Annotated in this window: 19 protein-coding genes; 6 read left to right on the top strand and 13 right to left on the bottom strand. The window is 67.1% G+C overall.

The window, feature by feature from the left end; translation table 11 throughout:
- Positions 1-8 precede the first annotated feature (8 nt).
- Positions 9-2339 (bottom strand): Tex family protein, encoded by a 2331-nt coding sequence (locus tag LRH25_RS25880; RefSeq protein ID WP_231012808.1) that lies wholly within the window; start codon positions 2337-2339, stop codon positions 9-11.
- 239 nt (positions 2340-2578) lie between these two features.
- Between LRH25_RS25880 and LRH25_RS25875 the strand changes: the two genes are divergently transcribed.
- From LRH25_RS25875 to LRH25_RS25850, 6 genes are all read left to right on the top strand, one after another.
- Entirely contained in the window at positions 2579-3952 is a 1374-nt protein-coding gene (locus tag LRH25_RS25875) for a GH1 family beta-glucosidase (protein WP_141284315.1), read from the top strand.
- Between the two features lie 89 nt (positions 3953-4041).
- Complete coding sequence (locus LRH25_RS25870) at positions 4042-5274, top strand: ABC transporter substrate-binding protein (RefSeq protein WP_375140546.1); 1233 nt, start codon at positions 4042-4044, stop codon at positions 5272-5274.
- 112 nt (positions 5275-5386) lie between these two features.
- On the top strand, positions 5387-6223 hold the full coding sequence (locus tag LRH25_RS25865) for a carbohydrate ABC transporter permease (RefSeq protein WP_375140547.1): 837 nt from the start codon (positions 5387-5389) through the stop codon (positions 6221-6223).
- Complete coding sequence (locus LRH25_RS25860; RefSeq protein ID WP_141284313.1) at positions 6220-7167, top strand: carbohydrate ABC transporter permease; 948 nt, start codon at positions 6220-6222, stop codon at positions 7165-7167. Before LRH25_RS25865 ends, LRH25_RS25860 begins: the two co-directional genes overlap by 4 nt.
- 104 nt (positions 7168-7271) lie before the next feature.
- Positions 7272-8357, top strand: a complete 1086-nt coding sequence (locus LRH25_RS25855; RefSeq protein WP_141284312.1) for an ABC transporter ATP-binding protein — start codon at positions 7272-7274, stop codon at positions 8355-8357.
- 25 nt (positions 8358-8382) lie between these two features.
- The gene (locus LRH25_RS25850) at positions 8383-9492 is read left to right on the top strand and encodes a LacI family DNA-binding transcriptional regulator (RefSeq protein ID WP_141284310.1); all 1110 of its coding nucleotides are present in this window, start codon (positions 8383-8385) and stop codon (positions 9490-9492) included.
- Between the two features lie 101 nt (positions 9493-9593).
- Here the strand turns inward: LRH25_RS25850 and LRH25_RS25845 are convergent, their stop codons facing one another.
- The 12 genes from LRH25_RS25845 to LRH25_RS25790 all read right to left on the bottom strand — a co-directional run bounded on the left by LRH25_RS25845 (position 9594) and on the right by LRH25_RS25790 (position 22763).
- Entirely contained in the window at positions 9594-10499 is a 906-nt protein-coding gene (locus tag LRH25_RS25845) for an SDR family oxidoreductase (RefSeq protein ID WP_141284308.1), read from the bottom strand.
- A 28-nt stretch (positions 10500-10527) separates the two neighbouring features.
- Positions 10528-11481, bottom strand: a complete 954-nt coding sequence (locus tag LRH25_RS25840; RefSeq protein ID WP_141284306.1) for a glutathione S-transferase family protein — start codon at positions 11479-11481, stop codon at positions 10528-10530.
- Positions 11478-11963: a GNAT family N-acetyltransferase gene (locus LRH25_RS25835; RefSeq protein WP_211361261.1), complete on the bottom strand. Its 486-nt coding sequence runs from the start codon at positions 11961-11963 to the stop codon at positions 11478-11480. Before LRH25_RS25835 ends, LRH25_RS25840 begins: the two co-directional genes overlap by 4 nt.
- A complete protein-coding gene (locus tag LRH25_RS25830; protein ID WP_141284304.1) occupies positions 11963-12982 on the bottom strand; it encodes an NADP-dependent oxidoreductase in 1020 nt (339 codons plus the stop codon). The genes LRH25_RS25835 and LRH25_RS25830 overlap by 1 nt, the downstream gene beginning before the upstream one ends.
- A 30-nt stretch (positions 12983-13012) precedes the next feature.
- Entirely contained in the window at positions 13013-13471 is a 459-nt protein-coding gene (locus LRH25_RS25825) for a PaaI family thioesterase (protein ID WP_141284302.1), read from the bottom strand.
- A gap of 53 nt (positions 13472-13524) precedes the next feature.
- Positions 13525-14316: an SDR family oxidoreductase gene (locus tag LRH25_RS25820; RefSeq protein WP_141284300.1), complete on the bottom strand. Its 792-nt coding sequence runs from the start codon at positions 14314-14316 to the stop codon at positions 13525-13527.
- A gap of 30 nt (positions 14317-14346) precedes the next feature.
- Positions 14347-16179: an acyl-CoA dehydrogenase gene (locus LRH25_RS25815; RefSeq protein WP_141284298.1), complete on the bottom strand. Its 1833-nt coding sequence runs from the start codon at positions 16177-16179 to the stop codon at positions 14347-14349.
- Between the two features lie 91 nt (positions 16180-16270).
- The gene (locus LRH25_RS25810; RefSeq protein WP_141284296.1) at positions 16271-17446 is read right to left on the bottom strand and encodes an acetyl-CoA C-acyltransferase; all 1176 of its coding nucleotides are present in this window, start codon (positions 17444-17446) and stop codon (positions 16271-16273) included.
- 37 nt (positions 17447-17483) lie between these two features.
- Complete coding sequence (locus LRH25_RS25805) at positions 17484-19577, bottom strand: 3-hydroxyacyl-CoA dehydrogenase NAD-binding domain-containing protein (RefSeq protein WP_141284294.1); 2094 nt, start codon at positions 19575-19577, stop codon at positions 17484-17486.
- A 245-nt stretch (positions 19578-19822) separates the two neighbouring features.
- Positions 19823-20530 carry an ABC transporter ATP-binding protein gene (locus tag LRH25_RS25800; RefSeq protein WP_211361260.1) on the bottom strand — a complete coding sequence of 236 codons (708 nt, stop codon included), beginning with the start codon at positions 20528-20530 and terminating at the stop codon, positions 19823-19825.
- Positions 20527-21360: an ABC transporter ATP-binding protein gene (locus tag LRH25_RS25795; protein WP_141284292.1), complete on the bottom strand. Its 834-nt coding sequence runs from the start codon at positions 21358-21360 to the stop codon at positions 20527-20529. The genes LRH25_RS25800 and LRH25_RS25795 overlap by 4 nt, the downstream gene beginning before the upstream one ends.
- The gene (locus tag LRH25_RS25790; RefSeq protein ID WP_231012807.1) at positions 21360-22763 is read right to left on the bottom strand and encodes a branched-chain amino acid ABC transporter permease; all 1404 of its coding nucleotides are present in this window, start codon (positions 22761-22763) and stop codon (positions 21360-21362) included. Before LRH25_RS25790 ends, LRH25_RS25795 begins: the two co-directional genes overlap by 1 nt.
- Positions 22764-22765: the final 2 nt, after the last annotated feature.

Raw genomic sequence — 22765 nt, 5'->3', positions numbered from 1 at the left:
CGGCTGGCTCAACGCTTCAGTTTGGCAAAGGCGGCCGCCATCGCGCTGGGCGTGTCGGCCTGGCGTTGGCCGCCGCCTTGCGGGCGTTCGCCGCGGGCTGCCGGGCGGTAGTTGTTGTCGCCGCGGGCGGCCTGGGCCTTGGCACCGGTGGGGGCGTCCAGCTTCATCGTCAGCGAAATGCGCTGGCGCGACAGGTCCACCTCCAGCACCTTGACCTTGACGATGTCGCCGGTCTTGACGACCTCGCGCGCGTCGGTGACGAACTTGTTCGACAGCTGGCTGACGTGGATCAGGCCGTCCTGGTGCACGCCCAGGTCCACGAACGCGCCGAACTGCGCGACATTGCTGACCGTGCCTTCCAGCGTCATGCCGGGCTGCAGATCCTTGATGTCTTCGACGCCGTCGTTGAAGCGCGCCACCTTGAAGTCCGGGCGCGGGTCGCGGCCCGGCTTTTCCAGTTCGGCCAGGATGTCCTTGACCGTGATGGCGCCGAACTTCTCGTCGGCAAAGGCTTCGGGCTTGAGCGTGCGGATCACATCGCTCTTGCCCATCAGCTCGCCGGCGGGGCGGCCCAGCTTCTCGGCCATGCGCTGCACCAGCGGGTAGGTTTCCGGGTGCACGCCGGAGAAGTCCAGCGGGTTGTCGCCGCCGCGAATGCGCAGGAAGCCGGCCGCCAGCTCGAAGGTCTTGGCGCCCAGCCCGGCCACGTCCATCAGTTGCTGGCGGTTGCGGAACGCGCCGTTGGCGTCGCGCCAGCGCACGATGCTGGCCGCGACTGCATTCGACAAGCCGGAGACCTGCGCCAGCAGCGGCGCCGAGGCGGTGTTCAGGTCCACGCCGACCGAGTTCACGCAGTCCTCGATCACGGTGTCCAGCGTGCGCGCCAGCTCGCTCTGGTTCACGTCGTGCTGGTACTGGCCCACGCCAATGCTTTTCGGATCGATCTTCACCAGTTCAGCCAGCGGGTCCTGCAGACGGCGGGCAATGGAGACAGCGCCGCGCAGGCTCACGTCCAGATCAGGCAACTCTTTGGACGCGAACTCGGAGGCCGAGTAGACCGACGCGCCGGCTTCGCTGACGACCACCTTTTCGATGAACGTGCCGGGCGCCAGCTGCTGGATGCGCTTGATCAGGTCCCCGGCCAACTTGTCCGTCTCGCGGCTGGCAGTGCCGTTGCCAATCGCGATCAGGTTCACGCCGTGCGTGGCGCACAACCGGCCCAGCGTGTGGATCGAACCTTCCCAGTCCTTGCGCGGCTCGTGCGGGTAGACGGTGTGGGTGTCCAGCACCTTGCCGGTGTCGCTCACCACGGCCACCTTCACGCCGGTGCGGATGCCTGGGTCCAGGCCCATCACCACGCGCTTGCCTGCGGGTGCGGCCAGCAGCAGGTCGCGCAGGTTCTCGGCGAAGACCTTGATGGCCACTTTCTCGGCATCTTCACGTAGACGCGCAAACAAATCACGCTCCAGGCTCATCGAGAGCTTGACCTTCCAGGTCCAGGCAATCGTCTTGCGGATCAGCTCGTCGCCCACGCGCTTGGCATGGCGCCAGCCCAGGTGGCCTGCAATGCGGCCTTCGGCCAGCGTTGGCTGACCGGGCACCACCTCCTCGTCCAGCACCAGCTTCGCGTCCAGGATCTCCTGGGTGCGGCCGCGGAACACGGCCAGCGCGCGGTGCGAAGGCACGGTGCGGATCGGCTCGTCGTACTCGAAATAGTCGCGGAACTTGGCATGGTCCGCGTTGTTCGGGTCCTTGCCTTCGACCAGCTTGGAACGCAGCAGCCCTTCGGCCCATAGCCACTCGCGCAGCTTGCCGACCAGCGCGGCGTCTTCGGCCCAGCGCTCGCTGAGCAGGTCGCGCACGCCGTCCACCACGGCAAACGCATCGGCAAAGCCGGCGTCTGCATTGATGAAGGCCGCGGCCTCGGTCATCGGGTCCAGCGTGGGGTCGGCGAACAGCTTGTCCGCGAGCGGCTCCAGCCCGGCCTCGCGGGCGATCATGCCCTTGGTGCGGCGCTTCTGCTTGTAGGGCAGGTAGAGGTCTTCCAGATCCTGCTTGGTCGGCGCGGCCTCGATGGCGGCCTGTAGCTGCGGCGTCAGCTTGCCCTGCTCGGCAATGCTTTTCAGCACCGCCTCGCGCCGGTCTTCCAGCTCGCGCAGGTAGCCCAGCCGGGCTTCCAGTTCGCGCAGCTGGATGTCGTCCAGCCCGTCGGTGGCTTCCTTGCGGTAGCGGGCAATGAAGGGAACCGTGGCGCCGCCGTCCAGCAAGGAGACGGCCGCCTGGACCTGGGCCGGTCGAGCCTTCAGCTCGGCGGCAATTTGCAACAGGATCTTTTCCAAAACTCGTGTCTTCGGTGACCGGGAGAGCGCGGCAGTTTGCCAGAAGCCTGGCAGCCCGGACGCCGCCGCCATGACAACCGGCACGGGTTCGGAACGGCAGAAGCTCGGGTTCTCCCTGATGACGACGCCGGCCATCGTTGGTGCAATGCCAGCCATTGGAACCGGTTCCATATCCGTTCCACCCAACGCACCCACAACCGGCCCGCCCATGGCCGCCAGCTCCCAACAAGGAACGTCTCATGTCCAGCTCATCGCCTTCGCCCCTGCCGCCGCTCGCCCCGCCGCCGCAGTCGCCCATGGCGCTGCCCGGCTTCACCTGGGGCGTGGCGACCGCCTCGTTCCAGATCGAAGGCGCCACCCACGCGGACGGCCGCCTGGCCTCGATCTGGGACACCTTCTGCGACACGCCCGGCAAGGTGCTGAACGGCGACACCGGCGCGAATGCCTGTGACCATTTCAACCGCTGGGAAGCCGACGTGGACATGATCGCGGCGCTGGGCGTGGACGCCTACCGCCTCTCGCTGGCCTGGCCGCGGGTCATGGACGAAAAGGGCCGGCCGAACCAGAAAGGCATCGACTTCTACAAGCACCTGCTGGACCGGCTCGAAGCCAAGGGCCTGCAGCGCTTCGTCACGCTCTACCACTGGGACCTGCCGCAGCACCTGGAAGACCGCGGCGGCTGGCTGAACCGCGACACCGCCTACCGCTTCGCCGAATACGCCGACCTGATGAGCCGCGAGCTGCAAGGCCGCGTCACGTCCTATGCCTCGCTGAACGAGCCCTGGTGCTCGGCCTTCCTGGGCTACGGCAATGGCCACCACGCACCCGGCCGCAGCAGCGTGCGCTACGCCCGGCAGGCCATGCACCACCTGCTGCTGGGCCACGGCCTGGCGCTGCAGGCGCTGAAGGCCAACGACCCAGGCGCGCAGCGCGGCATCGTCGCCAACTTCGGCCGCGGCACGCCCGAGACCAGCAGCCCGGCCGACGTGCGCGCCGCCCAGCTGTTCGAGTTGCAGCACAACGACTGGGTGCTGGGCCCCTTGCTCAAGGGCGCCTACCCTGCCGACCTGGACAGCCTGTGGCCAGGCAGCGCGCCGCTGGTGCTCGAAGGTGACATGGCCACCATCGCGCAGCCGCTGGACTTCCTCGGCGCCAACTACTACTTCCGCACCCAGCTGAAGAGCGACGGCGGCCACGGCTACATCGAGACCGACGTGCCCAACGTCGAGCGCACGCAGATGGGCTGGGAGGTCTACCCGCAAGGCCTTGAAGACCTGCTGCGGGACTTCAAGTCCCGCTACCCCAACCTGCCGCCCGTCTTCATCACCGAAAACGGCATGGCCTCGGACGACCAGGTCGAGGCCGGCCAGGTGCACGACGCGCAGCGCATCAGCTTCCTGAACCGCCACTTCGCCGCGGTGGCGCGGGCCATCGAAGCCGGCGTGGACGTGCGCGGCTATTTCGTCTGGTCGCTGATGGACAACTTCGAATGGGCCTTCGGCTACGAGCGCCGTTTCGGCCTGGTGCATGTGGACTACCAGACCCAGCAGCGCACGCTGAAAGACAGTGCGCTGGCCTTCCAGGCCTTCCTCGCCGCCCGCAAGCAAGGCTGACAACCTTTTTCGCGCTGCTCGCTTCCCTACAGGCCGCCAAGCGGCCCTTTCCCCCGGTCATTTCAAAGACAGATACTGGAGACAAAGCCATGGCCCCAATGAAGTTCAAGACCCTTGCCGCTGCCGCCTTCGTCGCGCTGGCCGCCAACGCCGCCCACGCCCAGAAGGCCGAGGTGATCCACTGGTGGACTTCCGGCGGTGAATCGGCCGCGGTGAAGACCCTGGCCGACGCCTACAACCAGGCTGGCGGCACCTGGGTCGACGCGGCCGTGGCCGGTGCGGACAACGCCCGCGCCGCCGCCATCAACCGCATCGCCGGCGGCAACCCGCCGACCGCCGCCCAGTTCAACACCTCCAAGCAGTACCACGACGTGATTGACGAGGGCCTGCTGAACGACATCGACCCGGTGGCGGCCAAGGAAGGCTGGGACAAGCTCCTGCCCAAGCCCATCATCGACAGCATCAAGATCAAGGGCCACTACTACGCGGTCCCGGTCAACATCCACAACCCGACCTGGTTCTGGTACTCCAAATCCGCACTGACCAAGGCCGGCGTGGCCGCCGAGCCCAAGACGGTGGACGAATTCTTCGCCGCGCTGGACAAGCTGAAGGCCGCCGGCCTGGTGCCGCTGGCACTGGGTGGCCAGAGCTGGCAGGAATGGATCACCTTCTACAGCTTCGTGCTGCATGTGGGCGGCCGGGACGCCTACCTGAAGTTTTTCCGCGATCATGACGTGGCCAGCGTCAACTCCGAGCCCTTCCGCAAGGCCATGACGGCGCTGAAGAAGCTGCACGGCTATGTGGACGCTGGCTCGCCGGGCCGCAACTGGAACGACGCCACCGCGATGGTCATCAGCGGCAAGGCCGGCTTCCAGATCATGGGCGACTGGGCCAAGGGCGAGTTCGGCGCCGCAGGCCAGACAGCAGGCAAGGAATTCGGCTGTTTCGCCGGCTTCGGCCCCAGCGCACCCTACATGGTGGCGGGCGACGTCTTCGTCTTCCCGAAGACGACCAACAAGGCGCAGATCGAAGCCCAGCACAAGCTGGCCACCGTCTTCACCTCGCCGGCCACGCAGGTCGCGTTCAACAACAAGAAGGGCTCGATCCCGATCCGCACCGACGTCGACACCGGCAAGATGGACGTCTGCGCCCAGGCTGGCGTGGCGGCGATGAAGGATGCGTCGCGGCAGATTGCCAACCCCGACATGCTGATGACGCCTGACATGGTCGGCGCGGTGCAGGACGTGATCACCAAGTTCTGGAACAGCAACCAGTCGGTCGACGACGTGGTCAAGGCGCTGCAAGGCGCCATCAAGGGCTGAGCGCCGTCAGGCGCTGAAACAGGAAACCGCCATGGCCATATCTTCTTCCCGACACAGGCCGAGCCGGGCACGGCCATGGCGGGCCTTGACCGCGCAGATCGCGCTGCTGCCGATGGCACTGACCGCGCTGGGCGTCTACATCGGCACCGTGTTGTGGTCGATGCGCATCTCGGTCAGCAGCTCGCGCATCTTCCCGCGCGACGACTTTGTCGGCCTGTCGCAGTACCAGCGGCTGTTCGAAACCGAGCGCTGGCATGTCTCGGTGCAGAACCTCGCCGTCTTCGGCGTGTTGTTCGTCGCCGCCTGCCTGGTGCTGGGGCTGCTGCTGGCGGTGTTGCTGGACCAGCATGTGCGCGGCGAAGGTGTGCTGCGCACCGTATTCCTGTACCCCTATGCCGTTTCGTTCGTCGCCACCGGCCTTGTCTGGCAGTGGATGCTGAACCCCGAGCTGGGCATCCAGTCCACCGTGCGGGCGCTGGGCTTTCCGGACTTCAAGTTCGACTGGATCGTGCAGCAGGACCAGGTCATCTACACCATCGTCATCGCCGCCGTCTGGCAGGCCTCGGGCGTGGTGATGGCGGTCTTGCTGGCAGGCCTGCGCGGCGTGGACGAATCGCTGTGGCATGCCGCGCGGGTCGACGGCGTGCCGCGCTGGCGCTACTACCTCAGCATCGTGCTGCCGCAGCTCGGGCCAGCCATTGGCACCTCGTTCGTGCTGCTGGCCGTTGGCGTGGTCAAGGTCTTCGACGTGGTCGTGGCCATGACCCAGGGCGGCCCGGGCAATGCCAGCGAAGTGCCGGCCAAGTTCATCATGGACAACCTGTTCGGCCGCGCCAACGTTGGCCTGGCCTCCGCCGCCTCCACCGTGATGCTGCTGACCGTGCTGGCCCTGCTCACGCCCTGGTGGTATGCCCGTGCGGTGCAAGCGAAAAAGGCGCGCCATTCATGAACACCGCCACCACCGCCGTGCCCACGCCTCCCATGCCCACCATCGCCCCGCCTGCCAAGCCTGGGTCGCGCCATGCAACGCGGCCCAAGCGCGGCCTGTTCAGCCCCGCGCGCATCGGCCTGTATGCGCTGCTGATCAGCGCCGCGGCCTTCTTCCTGGTGCCGCTGTACGTGATGATCTCGACCTCGCTCAAACCGATGGTCGAGATCCGGCTGGGCAACCTGTTTGCACTGCCCACGCATGCCACCGCGGCCGCCTGGGTGGACGCCTGGTCCAGCGCCTGCACCGGGCTGGACTGCAACGGCATCCAGGTCGGCTTCTGGAACTCGGTGAAGATCGTGCTGCCCAGCACCGTGCTGTCGATCTTCTTCGGCGCGCTGAACGGCTACGCGCTGTCCTTCTGGCGCGTGCGCTGGGCCGGCGTGATCTTTGGCGTGCTGATGTTCGGCGCCTTCGTGCCCTACCAGGTCACGCTGTACCCGCTGGTGCGCATCTTCTCGGCCGCCGGCATGTTCGGCACCCTGCCCTGCATCGTGCTGGTCCACACCATCTTCGGCATGCCGGTGATGACGCTGCTGTTCCGCAACTACTACGCCAGCGTGCCCGGCGAGCTGTTCAAGGCCGCGCGCATCGACGGTGGCGGCTTCTGGCGCATCTTCTTCCAGCTGATGCTGCCGATGTCGCTGCCCATCATCGCGGTGGCCGTGATCATGCAGCTGACCAACATCTGGAACGACTTCCTGCTCGGCCTTGTCTTCGCCGGCCGCGAGAACCTGCCCATGACGGTGCAGCTGAACAACGTGATCAACACCACCACCGGCGAGCGCCTCTACAACGTCAACATGGCCGCCACGCTGCTGACCTCGCTGGTCCCGCTGGTGGTCTACCTGGTCTCCGGCCGCTGGTTCGTCAGAGGCATTGCGGCTGGCGCCGTGAAGGGATGACATGACCATCCCCAGCTCACTTCGTTCGCAGCCCACCAAGGGGGCGCGGGCCAGCCTTGGGGCGGCCCGGCGGCAGTCCCGCATCGGCTAAAGGATTTCCGAACATGTCATCCGTCACCATCGAAGACTTGGACATCCGCCTCTCCGGCGTCGACATCATCCGCCAGCTAAACCTGGAGGTCGGCACCGGCGAATTCCTGGTGCTGCTCGGCCCTTCGGGCTGCGGCAAGTCCACCTTGCTGCACAGCATTGCCGGCCTGATCGACGTGCACGACGGCCGCATGGCCATCGGCGGGCGCGACGTGACCTGGGCCGACCCCAAGGACCGCGGCATCGGCATGGTGTTCCAGTCCTATGCGCTGTACCCGACGATGTCGGTCGAAAAGAACCTGTCCTTCGGCCCGCGCATTGCCGGTGTGCCCAAGGCCGAGATAACCAAGCGCGTCAAGCGCGCGGCCAGCATGCTGCAACTCACCGAGCTGTTGCACCGCAAGCCGGCCCAGCTGTCCGGCGGCCAGCGCCAGCGGGTGGCCATCGGCCGCGCGCTGGTCCGCGAGGCCTCGGTTTTCCTGTTCGACGAGCCGCTGTCCAACCTGGATGCCAAGCTGCGCGGCGAACTGCGCCGCGAGCTGAAAGCGCTGCACCAGGAACTGGGCGCGACCATGATTTACGTCACCCACGACCAGGTCGAGGCCATGACGCTGGCCAGCCGCATCGCGGTGATGAAGTCCGGCGTGATCCAGCAGATCGATACGCCTGCCGCCGTCTACGCCAAGCCGGCCAACATGTTCGTCGCCGGTTTCCTCGGCGCGCCGAGCATGAACTTCGTCACCGGCCAGTTGCAGCGCAACGGTGACGCCCGGCGCTTCGTCTCGCCCACGCTGCAGGTCGATGTCTCGGCTTACCCGTTCGTTCAGCCCCCCGCAGTCGGCCAGCCGGTGGTGCTGGGCGTGCGGCCCCAGCACGTGACGCTGACCCCGGCGGAGGCCACCGGCACGGCAGGCCGCGCGCAGGTCTCGATGGTGGAGCCGATGGGTTCGCACCAGATCATCTGGCTGGACGCGCAAGGCCTGTCACTGGCGGCAGACCTGCAGGCCGAAATGACGCAAGTGGTCGACGGCCACGTCGGTTTCACGCTGGACGCCGCGCACATTTCGTTGTTCGATCCCGGCACGCAGGCCCGGCTGTGAGCGTTTCCAGGACAATCCTGCGCTGATGACCCGCACGCCCACCATCGCCGACGTCGCCCGCCTCGCAGGGGTGGGTAAGGGCACGGCCTCGCGCGCCATCTCGGGCAACGGCGCGGTCTCGCCCGAGACGCTGGCCCGTGTGCGGGAGGCGGTGGCGGCGCTGAACTTCCGCCCGTCGAACGCGGCGCGGGCGCTGTCCACCAAGCGCACCGGCATGGTGGGCATCTACGTGCACGACTTCGCCGGCGACTTCTTCGGTCCCATCCTGCAGGCGGTGGACGGCGAGTTGCGCGGCGCAAACCGGCACATGGTCGCGGCCAATGGCTGCGGCCTGGGCGTGGGTGCCGGGCCGGACGATGGTGACGCCCGCCAGCGGGCGCTGGACGGCATCCGCTTCCTGATCGAAAGGGAATGCGATGGCGTGCTCGTCGTCAGCAACGCCCTCAGCTCCGAAGACCTGGACATGCTGTGGAGCGAGAAGGCACCGCTGGTGGTGCTGAACCAGACCAGCCCTTCCAAGCCCGAGCACTGCTTCTCGACCGATCACGAACTCGCCGGCCGGCTGGCCGCGCATGCGCTGCTGCAGCAAGGCCACCGCGAACTGGCCTGCATCAGCGGCCTTCACACCGCGCCAGACAACGCGCTGCGCATGGCCGGCTTCCATGCCGAGCTGGCGCAGCATGGCGTGATCATTCCGCCCTCGCATCAGCGCGAAGGCCAGTTCAGCTTCGATGGCGGACACGCCGCCGCGCAGGCGCTGCTGGCGCAGGGGCTGGATTTCAGTGCCCTCTTCTGCGCGAACGACACCATGGCCATGGCCGCCATTGCCTGCTTGGGCAAGGCGGGCGTCAAAGTGCCGGACCAGCTCTCGGTGCTCGGCTTCGACGACAGCGTGCTGGCCCGCTACACCACGCCCGCGCTGAGCACCGTGCGCGTGCCCAGCGTGGACATGGCCGCCAACGGCTGCCGCTTCCTGCTGAACCTCTGCTACGGCCTCACGCTGCCGGTGCAGCGCGAGTTCCCGCCGGAGGTCGTGTGGCGTGACTCGGTGCGGCCGGGGCCGCATGCCAACGAGTCCACGCCGGCCGTGCAGGTCAAGATGGCCCGCAAGCGCAGCCCGACCTTCAAGGCCTGAGCCGGCTGAACCGCAAGGGGAAGGCTTCGACAGGCTCAGCCCGAACGGGGATCCGGCTCAGCCCGAACGGAGAAGGTGGCGGCCCGAACGGGGATGGTGGCTCAGCCGCGCAGTTGCGCCCGCAGGTTCGCGCCCACCTCCGGTCGCTCCTTGAACGGATCGGTCGGGTTGCGCAGCTGCAGAATGTCTTCCATGCGCATCTGCACGCCACCCAACGCATGCGGGTGGCTGAAGACGTAGAACTGGCGCTTGCGCACCGCCTCGAACACCCACTGCATGACCTGCTCGGCCGTCAGCTTGCCGCTGCTCACCGCCTTGTCGGACATGGCCTGGGCGATCAGCTGGCTCTTGGTGGGCTTGTGGTCACCGTCGTTGAAGTCCGCCGGCCGGTTGCGCTCGCTGTGGCTGATGCCGGTGGGCACGAAGTACGGGCACAGCACGCTGGTGCCGATCTGGTCGGTCACCAAAGCCAGGTCCTGGTAGAGCGTTTCGCTCATGGCCACCACCGCATGCTTGGTCACGTTGTAGACACCCATGTTGGGCGCGTTCAGCATGCCGGCCATCGAGGCGGTGTTGACGATGTGGCCCTCGTACGAAGGGTCAGCCTTCGCCGCATCCAGCATCATTGGCGTGAAGACGCGCACGCCGTGGGCGACACCCATCAGGTTCACGCCCACCACCCACTCCCAATCCTTCAGCGTGTGCTCCCAGATCAGGCCGCCCGCGCCCACGCCGGCGTTGTTGAACACGAAGTGCGGCGCGCCGAAGGTCTCCAGCGTGGCCGCACCCATCGCCTCCACGCGCTCGGCCTTGGCCACGTCCAGCTGGAACGGCAGCACCTCGGCGCCCAGGCCTCGGATCTCGGCCACGGCCTTGTCCAGCGCGTCCTGCTGCACGTCGGCCATCACGATGCGCATGCCCTCGCGGGCGGCAATGCGCGAGGCCTCCAGCCCGAAGCCGGAACCGGCGCCGGTGATCACCGCGGTGCGGCCCTGGAATGTCTTCATGCTTGTCTCCTGTCGGTGTTTTTGTGCTTCAAGCCACGGGTTTGAGGGCAAAGCCGATGCGCGGGAAGTGCACGTGCACACGGCCCGCACGCGCGTCCTCGCGGGCCAGCACGACCTCGCTGTCATCCAGGCCAACCAGCATGCCCGGCACCGGATCACGGCCGTAGTCGGTCGGCGTGACGGTGACCTGCGTGCCAGCTTCCAGCCCCTGGCCGGGCGCCACCGCCGTCTCGGCATAGCGGCCGCCGCTGGACAGCGCCAGTGCCACCGCCGCGCCTGAGCCCAGCGGCTGCATGCGGCCATGGCCGAAGGCCGCCACACGTTCGTACCAGGCCAGCAGCTTCGGGTGGCCGTCCAGCACGCCCGCAACCGGCGGCACGCGAAGGATGAACCAGATGGACTGAGCCACCGAGAAGTCCGCCACGCTGGGCTGGCCGCCGGCCATGAAGTCGCCACTGCCAGCCAGGTGCGCTTCCAGCCAATTCAGGTAGCTCTTCAACTGCGCCGCCAGGTCGCCCAGCGACGGGCGCAGCATGCCGGCGGTGAAGCTGGCCCGGTCCACCGCAAAGGCCTTCATCGCCTCGGGCGACAGGCCCTTCAGCGCGTAGGCGATGCCGGCTGGCTGCAGCGTGTACGGAATCGCCGCCCAGAACAGCGTGGTGTCGGCCCATTGCGAGAGCATGCTGGCCGTGCCCGCTTCACCCGCCGGGAACAGGCTGGGCGCGGGGCGGCGCTGCTCGAGCAGGTCCACGATGCGCCGCGTGTCGCAGTAGACGTCGGCGCCGACCTGCAGCACCGGCGTCTTGCGGTAGCCGCCGGTGAGCGCCACCACGTCGGGCTTGGGCATGATCTCGGGGATGTGCACGCTGTACCAGTCCAGGCCCTTGTAGCCCAGGATCAGGCGGATCTTTTCCGAGAACGGCGAGCCCTCGTAGTGGTGCAGCACCAGGCTGAGACACTCCGGCGTGGTGGCTTGGCTCATCGCGGCGACCTCCACATTTCGTGGTGGGGAATGTTGTCTTCCAGGTAAGGCTCGCCCACCAACGTGTAGCCAAACTCGCCGTACAGCTTCGCCAGGTGGGCCTGCGCGCTGATGCGGTTGCCCTGCCCGGGCCACACCTGGTCGGCCCGGCGCAGTGCCTCGCCCACCAGCAGCCGGCCCACGCCCTGCCCGCGCAACCGCGGGTCGTTGACCACGCGGCCCATCGAAGGCTCGGCGTATTTCACGCCCGGGTCCACCATGCGCAGGTAGGCCACGAGTTGGCCTGCAGGCAGCTCGCCAATGGGCTGCGCCAGCCGGCCCAGCAGGTGCCAGCTGTCCAGGTCCACGCCGTCCACGTCCAGGTAGGCGCAGGCCTGCTCCAGCACGAAGACCTCGGCGCGCAGCCGCAGCGCGTCGTACACGTCGCGGGCCGACAGGTCGCCAAAGCGCGACCATTGCCAGGTGATCGCCAGCGCCGCCATCAGACGAGCTTCACCAGCTGCTTGCCGAAGTTCTTGCCCTTGAGCAGGCCGAGGAATGCCTCCGGCGCGCTGGCAATGCCTTCGGCCACGGTCTCGCGGTACTTCAGCTGGCCGGTGGCCACCAAGGCGCCCAGCTCCTTGAGCGCCTCGGGCCACACGCCCATGTGCTCGCTGACGATGAAGCCTTCCAGCTTCATGCGGTTGACCAGGATCAGCGACGGATTGGTCATCGGGATCGGATCGCCGTTGTAGCCGGAGATCATCCCGCAGAAGGCGATGCGGCTGAAGGCATTGCAGCGCAGCATCACCGCGTCCAGGATCATGCCGCCGACGTTCTCGAAGTAGCCGTCGATGCCATCCGGGCAGGCTTCCTTCAGCGCGCGGGACAGCGACTTCAGGTCCGGGTGGGCCTTGTAGTCGATGCAGGCATCGAAGCCCAGTTCGCTGACCACCTGGCCGCACTTGTCCGGCCCGCCGGCAATGCCCACCACGCGGCAACCACGTGCCTTGGCCAGCTGGCCCACGGCGCCACCCACCGCGCCGCTGGCCGCGCTCACCACCACCGTCTCGCCGGCCTTGGGGGTGATGATCTTGACCAGGCCATACCAGCCGGTCACGCCCGGCATGCCGACCGCGCCGAGGTAGGCCGACAGCGGGATGTGCGTCGTGTCGACCTTCTGCAGCACGCCACGCTGGTTGGCGTCCACGCGCTGGTACTCCTGCCAGCCGCCCATGCCGACCACCTTGTCACCCGCCTTGAAATGGCTGTTGCGCGATTCGACGACCTCGCCCACGGTGCCGCCGATCATCACCTCGCCCAGCGGCTGCGGCTGCGCGTAGCTCTTGCTGTCGTTCATGCGGCCGCGCATGTAGGGGTCCAGGCTGAGGTAATGGTTGCGCACCAGCACCTCGCCATCGGCCAGCGCCGAGACCGGCGTCTCGACCAGCTTGAAGTTGGCCACGCTGGGCTCGCCCGTGGGGCGGTTGTCGAGCAGGATCTGGCGGTTGGTGAGCGACATGGTGAAGGTCCTTGTAGAGGTGTGATGCGCTCAGGCGTCGCCGGAGGACGGGACGCCGCGTTGCGCAGGGTTCACGCGATGCGGGTTGACCGGCATCGCGCGGAGGAACTTGAAAGTGGCCGTGGCGTGGGCGCACAGGTCGCCCGCGCTGTTGAGGATGCGGCCCTCGCAGAAGGCCATCGTGACGGTGCGCTGCAGCACATGGCCGATGCCGCGCAACTCACCCTCGGCGGGGCGCAGGAAGCTGGTCTTCAGCTCGATGGTGGCCACACCCGGGCCTTCCATCTGGCCGCTGCGCGCGGCGAGCGCCATCGAAATGTCCAGCATGGTCATCAACAGGCCGCCATGGGCCACGTCCCAGCCGTTCAGGTGCGGCGGCTGCAACCAGACGCGCACTTCGGCGGTGTCTTCGGTGCAGCCGTAGAACTGCAGGCCCAGGTGGTGGGCGAAAGGGATGGGGATCGGGAAGGCTTGGGGCGTGGACGACATGAAATCCTCAGGAGGCTGGGCTGCCGGAAATCAGCCCGGCGGCATGGCCCTGATCATCCCCCATGGATGGCGCTGACACCGCCGTCCACCGCCAGGATCTGGCCGGTGATGTGCTTGCCAGCGGCGGAGGCGAACAGCAGCGCGGCACCCTTGAGGTCGTCGTCGTCGCCCAGGCGGCGCAGCGGCGCCTTGGCGGCCATGTTCTCCTCCCCCACCGCGGCCAGCAGGCCCTTGGTCATGCGGCTGGGGAAGAAGCCCGGGGCAATGGCGTTCACGGTGATGCCGTATTCGCCCCACTCGCCAGCCAGCGCGCGGGTGAAGTTCACCACCGCGCCCTTGCTGGTGTTATAGGCAATGGTCTTCATCTCGTGGGTGTTGCCGGCCAGGCCGGCGATGCTGGCCACGTTGATGATGCGGCCGTGGCGGCGCGGGATCATGCTGGCCTGCGCCACCAGCTGGCTGAAGACAAACAGGCTGCGGATGTTCAGGTTCATCACCTTGTCCCAGGCCTCCAGCGGGTGGTCCTCGGCCGGTGCGCCCCAGGTGGCGCCGGCGTTGTTGACGAGGATGTCGATCCGGCCCAGGCGCTGCATGGCCTCGGCCACGACGCGCTTGGCGTCTTCGGGCTGGCTGGCATCGGCCGCGATCCAGCTGGCGTCAATGCCCTTGGCCTTCAGGATGGCCGCGGCCTCTTCCAGGTCGCCGGCCTTGCGCGAGCTCAACACGAGCTTCGCGCCGGCTTCGCCCAGGCTCTCGGCGATCTGCAGGCCCAGGCCGCGCGAGCCGCCGGTGACCACGGCCGTCTGGCCGCTGAGGTCCATCAACTTGGCAATCGGGGTGCTCATGTCTGTGTCTCCTTGTGTGTGTGCGTGTGATCAGAACCAGCTGTCTTGCATCTCGCGGCAGACCGCTTCACGTTGGCTGACGACGGCCAGCCAGGCGCCGATCTTGGGCAGCTCGTAGACGTGGAAGTAGCGCATCGCGGCCAGCAGGCCGGCGTTGCGCGCGGCTTGCTCATCGGTCGCAGGTGCAGCCTGCTTCGCGGCCAGTCCCAGCTCCAGCCAGATCCACGCGAGCACCACATGGCCGAAAGCCTGCAGGTAAGGCGTGGCATTGGCCAGCGCCTCTTCCGGCACGCCCGTGGCCCAGGCGGACTTGGTGGCCGCGCCCAGCTGCTGCAGCGCCGCGGCCAGGCCGTTGGCCGGTTCGGCCAGACCTTGGACCTGGCCCGCACGCTGGATGGTCTCGCCCACGCGCGTGGCCAGCAGCTTCAGGCCCGCACCGCCCTGCATCACCACCTTGCGGCCCAGCAGGTCCAGCGCCTGGATGCCGTGCGTGCCTTCGTGGATCATGTTCAGGCGGTTGTCGCGCCAGTACTGCTCGACAGGGAAGTCCCGCGTGTAGCCGTAGCCGCCGTGGACCTGGATCGCCAGGCTGTTGGCCTCCAGGCACCACTCGCTGGGCCAGCTCTTGGCAATCGGCGTGAGCACTTCCAGCAGCAGGCTGGCTTCAGCCGCCGCTTCCGGCGTGCCGGTGTGCGACTCGTCCACCAGCCGCGCGCAATACAGCTCCAGCGCCAGCGCACCTTCGCAATACGCCTTTTGCGCCAGCAGCATGCGCTTCACGTCCGCGTGTTCGATGATGGGGACCTGCGGCTCCGCAGCGTCTTTCCCGCCTTCGGTGATGGGCCGGCCTTGCGGCCGCTGCCGCGCATAGGCCAGCGAGGCCTCGTAGCCCGCCATGCCCAGCATCGTGGCCGCCATGCCCACGCCGATGCGCGCCTCGTTCATCATGTGGAACATGCAGCGCAGCCCTTCGCCGGCTCGGCCCACCAGGTAGCCGATGGCGCCTGGGCCACCGCGCACCGGGAACCTGCCTTCGCCGAAGTTCAGCAAGGTGTTGGTCGTGCCGCGCCAGCCGCACTTGTGGTTCAGGCCGGCCAGTGCCACGTCGTTGCGCTCACCGGTCAACCGGCCTTGCGCGTCCACCAGCTTCTTCGGCACGATGAACAGCGAGATGCCGCGCGTGCCGGGCACCAGCTTGCCGTCCGGCCCAGGGATCTTGGCCAGCACCAGGTGGATGATGTTTTCGTTCAGCTCGTGCTCGCCGGCCGAGATCCACATCTTGTTGCCGGTCAGCCGGTAGCGCGCGCCGAAGGGTTCGGCCTCGAAATCGTCGCCATCGGGCACGGCCTTGGTTGCCACGTCCGACAGGCTGGAGCCGGCCTGCGGCTCGGACAGGCACATGGTGCCGGACCAGCGGCCGCTGAACTCGTTGAGTGCGAACACCGTCTTCTGCAGCTCGGTGCCATGCTTCATCAGCAGGTTGGCATTGCCGGTGGTCAGCATGCCGGTGCCGATGCTGACCGATGCCTTGGCGAAAAACGCATTCGCCGCCGCTTCGACGGTGTACGGCAGCTGCATGCCGCCGTGTTCATAGTCCTGCGCGGCGCTGAGCATGCCGGAGGCCGCGTAGGCCTTCACGGCGTCGTGCGTGGCCTGCGGCAGGATCACCTTCTCGCCGTCGAAGCGCGGCTCCTCGGTGTCCACCAGCCGGTTGAACGGCGCGTACTTCTCACGCGCGATGCGCTCGCAGGTGTCCAGCACCTGGGCGAAGGTTTCCAGGCTGTGGTCGGCAAAACGCGGCCGCTCGGTCAGCGTGTCGGCGTGCAGCCAGTCACGCAGCAAAAAGTCCACCAGGGCGCGCATGGTCCCTCCTTTGAGATGACGGGCGGCAGCAGCGGTCGCCCATGCAGCAGCGGCCCGCGCACCGTGGGCGCGCGGTGCCACCGGCCATGGCTTACAGGACCTCGAAGACGCCGGCGGCGCCCATGCCGCCGCCGATGCACATGGTCACGCAGACCTTCTTCGCGCCACGGCGCTTGCCTTCGATCAGCGCGTGGCCGGTCAGGCGCTGGCCAGAAACGCCATACGGGTGGCCGACCGCAATCGCGCCACCATTGACGTTCAGCTTGTCCATTGGAATGCCCAGCGTGTCGGCGCAGTACAGCACCTGCACCGCGAAGGCTTCGTTCAGCTCCCAGAGGTCGATGTCGGCCACCATCAGGCCCAGGCGCTTCAAGACCTTGGGCACCGCGAAGACCGGGCCAATGCCCATTTCGTCAGGCTCGCAACCGGCCACGGCAAAGCCGAGGAAGCGGCCAAGCGGCGTCAGGCCCTTCTGCTGCGCGTACTTGTCGCTGACCAGCACACAGGCGCCGCCGCCGTCGCTGAACTGGCTGGCATTGCCGGCGGAGATCACGCCGCCCGGCAGCGCCGTGCGGATGCCGCGCACCGCTTCCAGCGTGGTACCCGGACGCAGGCCCTCGTCGGCGCTGCAGGTCACTTCCTTGCTGCGCAGACCCAGGGTCTTGTCGATCACGCCGGCCGTCACGGTGATGGGCGCGATCTCTGCGTTGAACAGGCCCGCTTCCTGTGCGGCGCAAGCCTTCTGCTGGCTGGCCGCGCCGTATTCGTCCATGCGCTCCTTGGGGATCTTGTAGCGCTGCGCCACGTTCTCGGCGGTCTGCAGCATGCTCCAGTAGATCTCCGGCTTGTTTTTCATGAGCCAGCTTTCGTGCAGCATGTGGTGGTTCATTTCCTGCTGCACGCAGGAGATGCTTTCCACGCCACCGGCCACGTAGGCATCGCCCTCGCCGGCAATGATGCGCTGCGCAGCCATCGCGATGGTCTGCAGGCCGCTGGAGCAGAAACGGTTCACGGTGACACCGCTGACGGTGATCGGCAGGCCGGCGCGCAGCGCGATCTGACGCGCGATGTTGGCGCCGGTAGCACCTTCGGGGTTGGCGCAGCCCATCAGCACGTCTTCGATGGCACCGGCTTCGATGCCGGCCCGCTCGACAGCGGCCTTGACGGCATGGCCGCCCAGCGTCGCGCCATGGGTCATGTTGAAAGCGCCCTTCCAGCTCTTGGCGAGCGGGGTGCGGGCGGTGGAAACAATGACGGCATCGGTCATGGCAATTCCTGTGTGTTCTGTATGTGGTGGGGCGCGATCAGCTGAAGGATTTGCCTTCGGCTGCGAGCTTCGCGAGCAGCGGCGCGGGCTGCCAGAAGGTCGCGTCGTCATGCGGGTTCTGCGCAAAGCGCTTCATCATCTGCACCACGTTGTAGAGGCCGACCGTGTCGGCGTAGCACATCGGACCACCGCGGTGCAGCGGGAAGCCGTAGCCGGTCAGGTAGACCATGTCCACGTCCGACGCGCGCTGGGCGATGCCCTCTTCCAGCAAGCGCGCGGCTTCGTTGACCAGCGCAAACACCAGGCGATGGACGATCTCGTCGTCGCTGATCTTGCGCGGCGTGATGCCCAGGTCCTTGCGGTAGTCGGCAATCATCTGCTCGACCAGCGGCGACGGGATCGCGTCACGCTTTCCGGGCACGTAGTCATACCAGCCGGCCCCCGTCTTCTGGCCGAAGCGGCCCATCTCGCACAGCAGGTCGGCCGTCTTGGAGTAGCGCAGGTCCGGCTTCTCCAGGTAGCGGCGCTTGCGGATGTACCAGCCCACGTCGTTGCCGGCCAGGTCGCCCATGCGGAACGGGCCCATCGCGAAGCCGAACTTCTCGGCCGCCTTGTCCACCTGCGCCGGCGTGGCGCCTTCCTCCAGCAGGAAGCCGGCCTGGCGGCTGTACTGCTCGATCATGCGGTTGCCGATGAAGCCATCGCACACGCCCGAGACCACGCAGGTCTTCTTGATCTTCTTGCCCAGCTGCATCACGGTGGCCAGCACGTCCTTGGCGGTGGCCGCGCCGCGCACCACCTCCAGCAGCTTCATCACGTTGGCCGGGCTGAAGAAGTGGGTCCCAATGACGTCCTGCGGGCGCTTGGTGAAAGCTGCGATCTTGTTGACGTCCAGCGTGGAGGTGTTGCTGGCCAGGATGGCGCCGGGCTTCATCACACGGTCCAGCTCCTGGAACACGGCCTTCTTCACGTCGATGTCCTCAAACACGGCCTCGATCACCATGTCGGCGTCGCCCAGTGCGTCGTAGCTCAGCGTGGTCGACAGCAGCGCCATGCGCTCGTCGTACTTCTCCTGCTTCAGCTTGCCCTTCTTGACCTGGCCTTCATAGTTCTTGCGCATCGTGGCCACGCCACGGTCCAACGCGTCCTGCTTCATCTCCAGCATCACGACGGGAATGCCAGCGTTCAGGAAGTTCATCGCGATGCCGCCGCCCATCGTGCCGGCGCCGATCACGGCCAGCTTGTTGATGGGGCGCACCGGCGTGCCGTCCGGCACGTCGGAGATCTTGCTTGCGGCGCGCTCGGCGAAGAAGGCATGGCGCAGGGCCTTGCTTTCGGGCGTGAACATCAGCGCGATGAAGGCCTCTCGCTCGACCTTCATGCCGGCCTCGAAGTCCTTGCCCAGCGAGGCCGCCACGGCTTCCACGCACTGCAGCGGCGCCGGGAAATTCTTGGACATCGCGCCCACGGTGTTGCGCGAGAACTGCAGGAAAGCCTGCGCTTCCGGATGCTTGACCTTCAGGTCGCGCACCAGCGGCAGCGGCCGCACCTCGGCCACTTCCTTGGCGAACGCGATGGCGCCTTCCAGCAGGTCGCCGTCGATCATGCGGTCGAACAGTTTCTGGCCTGGCTGCATCGCCAGCAACTCGCTCTTCACCGGCTCGCCGCTGACGATGATGTTCAGCGCGGTTTCCAGCCCCAGCACACGCGGCAGGCGCTGCGTGCCACCAGCGCCCGGCACCAGGCCCAGCTTCACTTCCGGCAAGGCCACGTTGGTGCCCGGCGCGGCGACGCGGTAATGCGCGCCCAGCGCCAGCTCCAGCCCGCCGCCCATGCACACCGAATGAATGGCCGCGACGATGGGCTTGCTGCAGGCCTCTTCCAGCTTGATCAGCGACAGCAGGTTGGGCTCGGCCAGCGCGCGCGGGGTGCCGAATTCCTTGATGTCCGCGCCCCCCGAAAACGCCTTGCCGGCGCCAGTGACCACGATGGCGCTGACGGCCGCATCGGCCTGCGCCTTCTCCAGCCCGTCGGCGATCGCCAGGCGGGTCGCCGCGCCCAAGCCGTTGACGGGAGGATTGTTCAGCGTGATGACGGCCACATTGCCGCGGACTTCATAGCTTGCGCTCATGTCGGTATCCCTTTGGGAAAGGAGAGGAAAGACGCCGGAAGGCGACGTGCTGACCCGGTGGAGAAAGCGTCCCGACCAGAATTAGCACGATCGTTCGATTCTAAGAACGAGGACGTTTCAGATGATGTCCCTGCTGCGACAGGTGGGGGGAGGGAAAACACCAAGAAGACCTTGGCAGCGGGCAGGACAACGCCGCGCGCCGTACGGGCCCCTCCGGGCACGCATGCCTGCCGAAGTCGCCCCGTTCAAACCTCCAGCCACTCCTTGCGGACGTTGCTGTTGGCCTTCAGTTCTGCCGGCGAGCCCTCGAACACGATGCGGCCGTGGCCCATCACCAGACAACGTTCGGAGACTTCGAGGGCGATGGTGAGCTTCTGTTCGACCAGCAGGACCGAGATGCCGCGGCGCTTGAGTTCGCGCAGGTAGTCGGCGACGAGTTCCACGATCTTCGGGGCGAGGCCTTCGGTGGGCTCGTCGATCATGATCAGGTCCGGGTCGCCCATCAGCGTGCGGCACAGCGTGAGCATCTGCTGCTCGCCGCCTGAGAGCACGCCGGCGGCGGTGTGTTCACGCTCCTTCAGGCGAGGGAACAGCTTGAACATGTCGTCCAGGCTCCAGCGGCCTTTTTTGTTGCCGCTCTTCACGCCCAGCAGCAGGTTCTGGCCCACGGTGAGGCGCGGGAAGATGTCGCGGTTCTCGGGCACGTAGCCAATGCCTTCGTGGGCGATCTCGAAGGCCTTGCGGCCGACCAGTTCGCGGCCCCGCCACTTGACCGAGCCCTGTGCGTCCACCAGGCCCATGATGGCCTTGACGGTGGTGGAGCGGCCCGCGCCGTTGCGACCCAGCAGGCTGACGATCTCGCCTTCGCCAATGTTCAGCGACACGCCGTGCAGCACATGGCTCTTGCCATAGTAGGCATGCACATTGGACAGCTGCAGCAGTTCTTTTGTCATGCAGCGCACCCCATCGGCTGCGCCACAGCTTCGGCCGCCTGGTGATCAGCCAGCACCGAGCCGAGGTAGGCCTCCTGCACGCGCGGGTTGGCGCGCACCGCATCTGGCGTGTCGAAGGCGATCACCTCGCCATAGACCAGCACCGCAATGCGGTCCGCCAGGCCGAAGACCACGCCCATGTCGTGTTCCACGGTCAGCAGCGTCTTGCCTTCGGTGACCTCGCGGATCAGCTGGATGAAGCGCTTGGTTTCGCTCTTGCTCATGCCGGCGGTCGGTTCGTCCAGCAGGATCACGCTGGAGCCGCCGGCGATGGTGATGCCGATCTCCAGCGCACGCTGCTCGGCATAGGTGAGGTTCATTGCCAGCTGGTCGCGCCGCTTGTCGAGCTTGATCATCTGCATGACCTCCTCGGCACGCGCGTTGGCCTCGTGCTGGTTGGACAGGAAGCGCCAGAACGCGTAGCGCTGGCCCATGGACCACAGCACCGCACAGCGCAGGTTCTCGAACACCGAGAGGCGGGTGAACAGGTTGCTGACCTGGAAGCTGCGCGACAGTCCGCGGCGGTTGATTTCGTAAGGCTTGAGCCCGTCGATGCGCTCGCCGTGCAGGCGGATCTCGCCGCTGCTGAGGCCGAAGCGCCCGGAGATCAGGTTGAACAAGGTGGACTTGCCCGCGCCGTTGGGCCCGATGATGGCCACGCGCTCGCCCGGCTTCACCTGCAGCTGTGCGCCGCGGATGATTTCCGTCAGCCCAAACCGCTTGTGCGCCCCTAACAATTCCAAGGCGTACGGGCTGGACCCGTTGGAAGACACGGCAACCGAACTGCTCATCACAAGGCCTCCCTGCGCTTCATCTCGCGCTCGATCTCTTCCTGCGCCTCGCCCCATTGCTGGGCAAAGTGCCGCCTCGAAACTTCGAACAACCCGGCACCGGTCAGCAGCAGCAGCGCTGCGCCGCACCAGGCATCCAGGCCTTTGGCATCCAGCGTCACGCCGAGGAAGTTCATCTGCGGGCCCAGCGCCTCGTTGAGCCGCAGGTGGTAGACCATCTCGATGCAGACCGCCGCGGCCAGCAGCACCGTGGCTGCCGTGCCAGCCAGCGCCAGGTAGCCTGTCCACAAGCGGCCCAGCTTGCCGTGCGCAGCCACGCGAAGGTTCATCATGACCAGTCCGGCCACACCACCGGGCGCAAACATCACCATGAACATGAAGACCAGGCCCAGGTAGAGCAGCCAAGCCTGCGTGAGCTCCGACAGCAGCACCAGCGCCACGACCATCAGCACCGCGCCGATGATGGGCCCGAAGAAGAAAGTGGCGCCGCCGAGGAACACGAACAGCAGGTAAGAGCCCGAACGCGCGGCGCCGACCACTTCGGCATTGACGATCTCGGTGTTCAGCGCGCTCAGCCCGCCCGCAATGCCGGCGAAGAAGCCGGAGATCATGAAGGCCAGGTAGCGCACGCGCTGCGTGGAGTAGCCGATGAACTCGACGCGCTCCGGGTTGTCGCGCACGGCGTTGAGCATGCGGCCCAGCGGCGTGCGGGTCAGCGCGAACATCAGCCCGGTGCAGACGAAGCAGTAGACGGCGATCAGGTAGTACAGCTGGATCTGCGGCCCGAAGCTGATGCCGAAGACCTTCTCGCCGACCACGCGGTTGCCCGAGACGCCGCCCTCGCCGCCGAAGAACTCCGGCAGCATCAGCGACATGGACCAGACCAGCTCGCCCAGGCCCAGCGTGATCATCGCGAAGGTCGTGCCACTCTTCTTGGTCGTCACGTAGCCCAGCAGCGCGGCGAAGAACAGGCCGCCCAGCCCGCCCGCGATCGGCACCAGGCTGACCGGCAGGTGCAGGCTGCCGGCGCTGACGGCGTTCAGCGCATGGATCGCAACAAAGCCGCCGAGACCGCTGTAGACCGCATGCCCAAAGCTCAGCATGCCGCCCTGGCCGAGCAGGATGTTGTAGGCAAGGCAGGCGATGATGCCGATGCCCATCTGGCACAGCATGGTCTGCGCGAAGCTGGTGGTCCACAGCAGCGGCACGACCAGCAAGGTCACGGCGAACAGGCTCCAGATCAGCGCGCGGCCCACATTCCAGGGCTTGAAGTGGTAGCTGCGCGGACTGGGTTGCCGGCGCACGGTGGCCACTGGCGGCGGGCCGCTGGGCACCGCGGCCAGCACCGGCGCGGCAGGACGGATGGCCGCGGGCGAAGCCGCCATGTCAGGTTGTACAGCCATGC

Source organism: Ideonella azotifigens, from assembly GCF_021043325.1.
GTDB classification, from domain to species: Bacteria; Pseudomonadota; Gammaproteobacteria; order Burkholderiales; family Burkholderiaceae_C; genus Ideonella; species Ideonella azotifigens.
Note: the sequence above shows the minus strand (reverse complement) of the source record. Positions and strands in the feature narration are given on the sequence as shown.

Coding starts and splice junctions, on each gene's coding strand:
- LRH25_RS25875 (WP_141284315.1), top strand. CDS start 2,579: ATGTCCAGCTCATCGCCTTCGCCCCTGCCGCCGCTCGCCCCGCCGCCG.
- LRH25_RS25870 (WP_375140546.1), top strand. CDS start 4,042: ATGGCCCCAATGAAGTTCAAGACCCTTGCCGCTGCCGCCTTCGTCGCG.
- LRH25_RS25865 (WP_375140547.1), top strand. CDS start 5,387: ATGGCACTGACCGCGCTGGGCGTCTACATCGGCACCGTGTTGTGGTCG.
- LRH25_RS25860 (WP_141284313.1), top strand. CDS start 6,220: ATGAACACCGCCACCACCGCCGTGCCCACGCCTCCCATGCCCACCATC.
- LRH25_RS25855 (WP_141284312.1), top strand. CDS start 7,272: ATGTCATCCGTCACCATCGAAGACTTGGACATCCGCCTCTCCGGCGTC.
- LRH25_RS25850 (WP_141284310.1), top strand. CDS start 8,383: ATGACCCGCACGCCCACCATCGCCGACGTCGCCCGCCTCGCAGGGGTG.
- LRH25_RS25845 (WP_141284308.1), bottom strand. CDS start 10,499: ATGAAGACATTCCAGGGCCGCACCGCGGTGATCACCGGCGCCGGTTCC.
- LRH25_RS25840 (WP_141284306.1), bottom strand. CDS start 11,481: ATGAGCCAAGCCACCACGCCGGAGTGTCTCAGCCTGGTGCTGCACCAC.
- LRH25_RS25835 (WP_211361261.1), bottom strand. CDS start 11,963: ATGGCGGCGCTGGCGATCACCTGGCAATGGTCGCGCTTTGGCGACCTG.
- LRH25_RS25830 (WP_141284304.1), bottom strand. CDS start 12,982: ATGTCGCTCACCAACCGCCAGATCCTGCTCGACAACCGCCCCACGGGC.
- LRH25_RS25825 (WP_141284302.1), bottom strand. CDS start 13,471: ATGTCGTCCACGCCCCAAGCCTTCCCGATCCCCATCCCTTTCGCCCAC.
- LRH25_RS25820 (WP_141284300.1), bottom strand. CDS start 14,316: ATGAGCACCCCGATTGCCAAGTTGATGGACCTCAGCGGCCAGACGGCC.
- LRH25_RS25815 (WP_141284298.1), bottom strand. CDS start 16,179: ATGCGCGCCCTGGTGGACTTTTTGCTGCGTGACTGGCTGCACGCCGAC.
- LRH25_RS25810 (WP_141284296.1), bottom strand. CDS start 17,446: ATGACCGATGCCGTCATTGTTTCCACCGCCCGCACCCCGCTCGCCAAG.
- LRH25_RS25805 (WP_141284294.1), bottom strand. CDS start 19,577: ATGAGCGCAAGCTATGAAGTCCGCGGCAATGTGGCCGTCATCACGCTG.
- LRH25_RS25800 (WP_211361260.1), bottom strand. CDS start 20,530: ATGACAAAAGAACTGCTGCAGCTGTCCAATGTGCATGCCTACTATGGC.
- LRH25_RS25795 (WP_141284292.1), bottom strand. CDS start 21,360: ATGAGCAGTTCGGTTGCCGTGTCTTCCAACGGGTCCAGCCCGTACGCC.
- LRH25_RS25790 (WP_231012807.1), bottom strand. CDS start 22,763: ATGGCTGTACAACCTGACATGGCGGCTTCGCCCGCGGCCATCCGTCCT.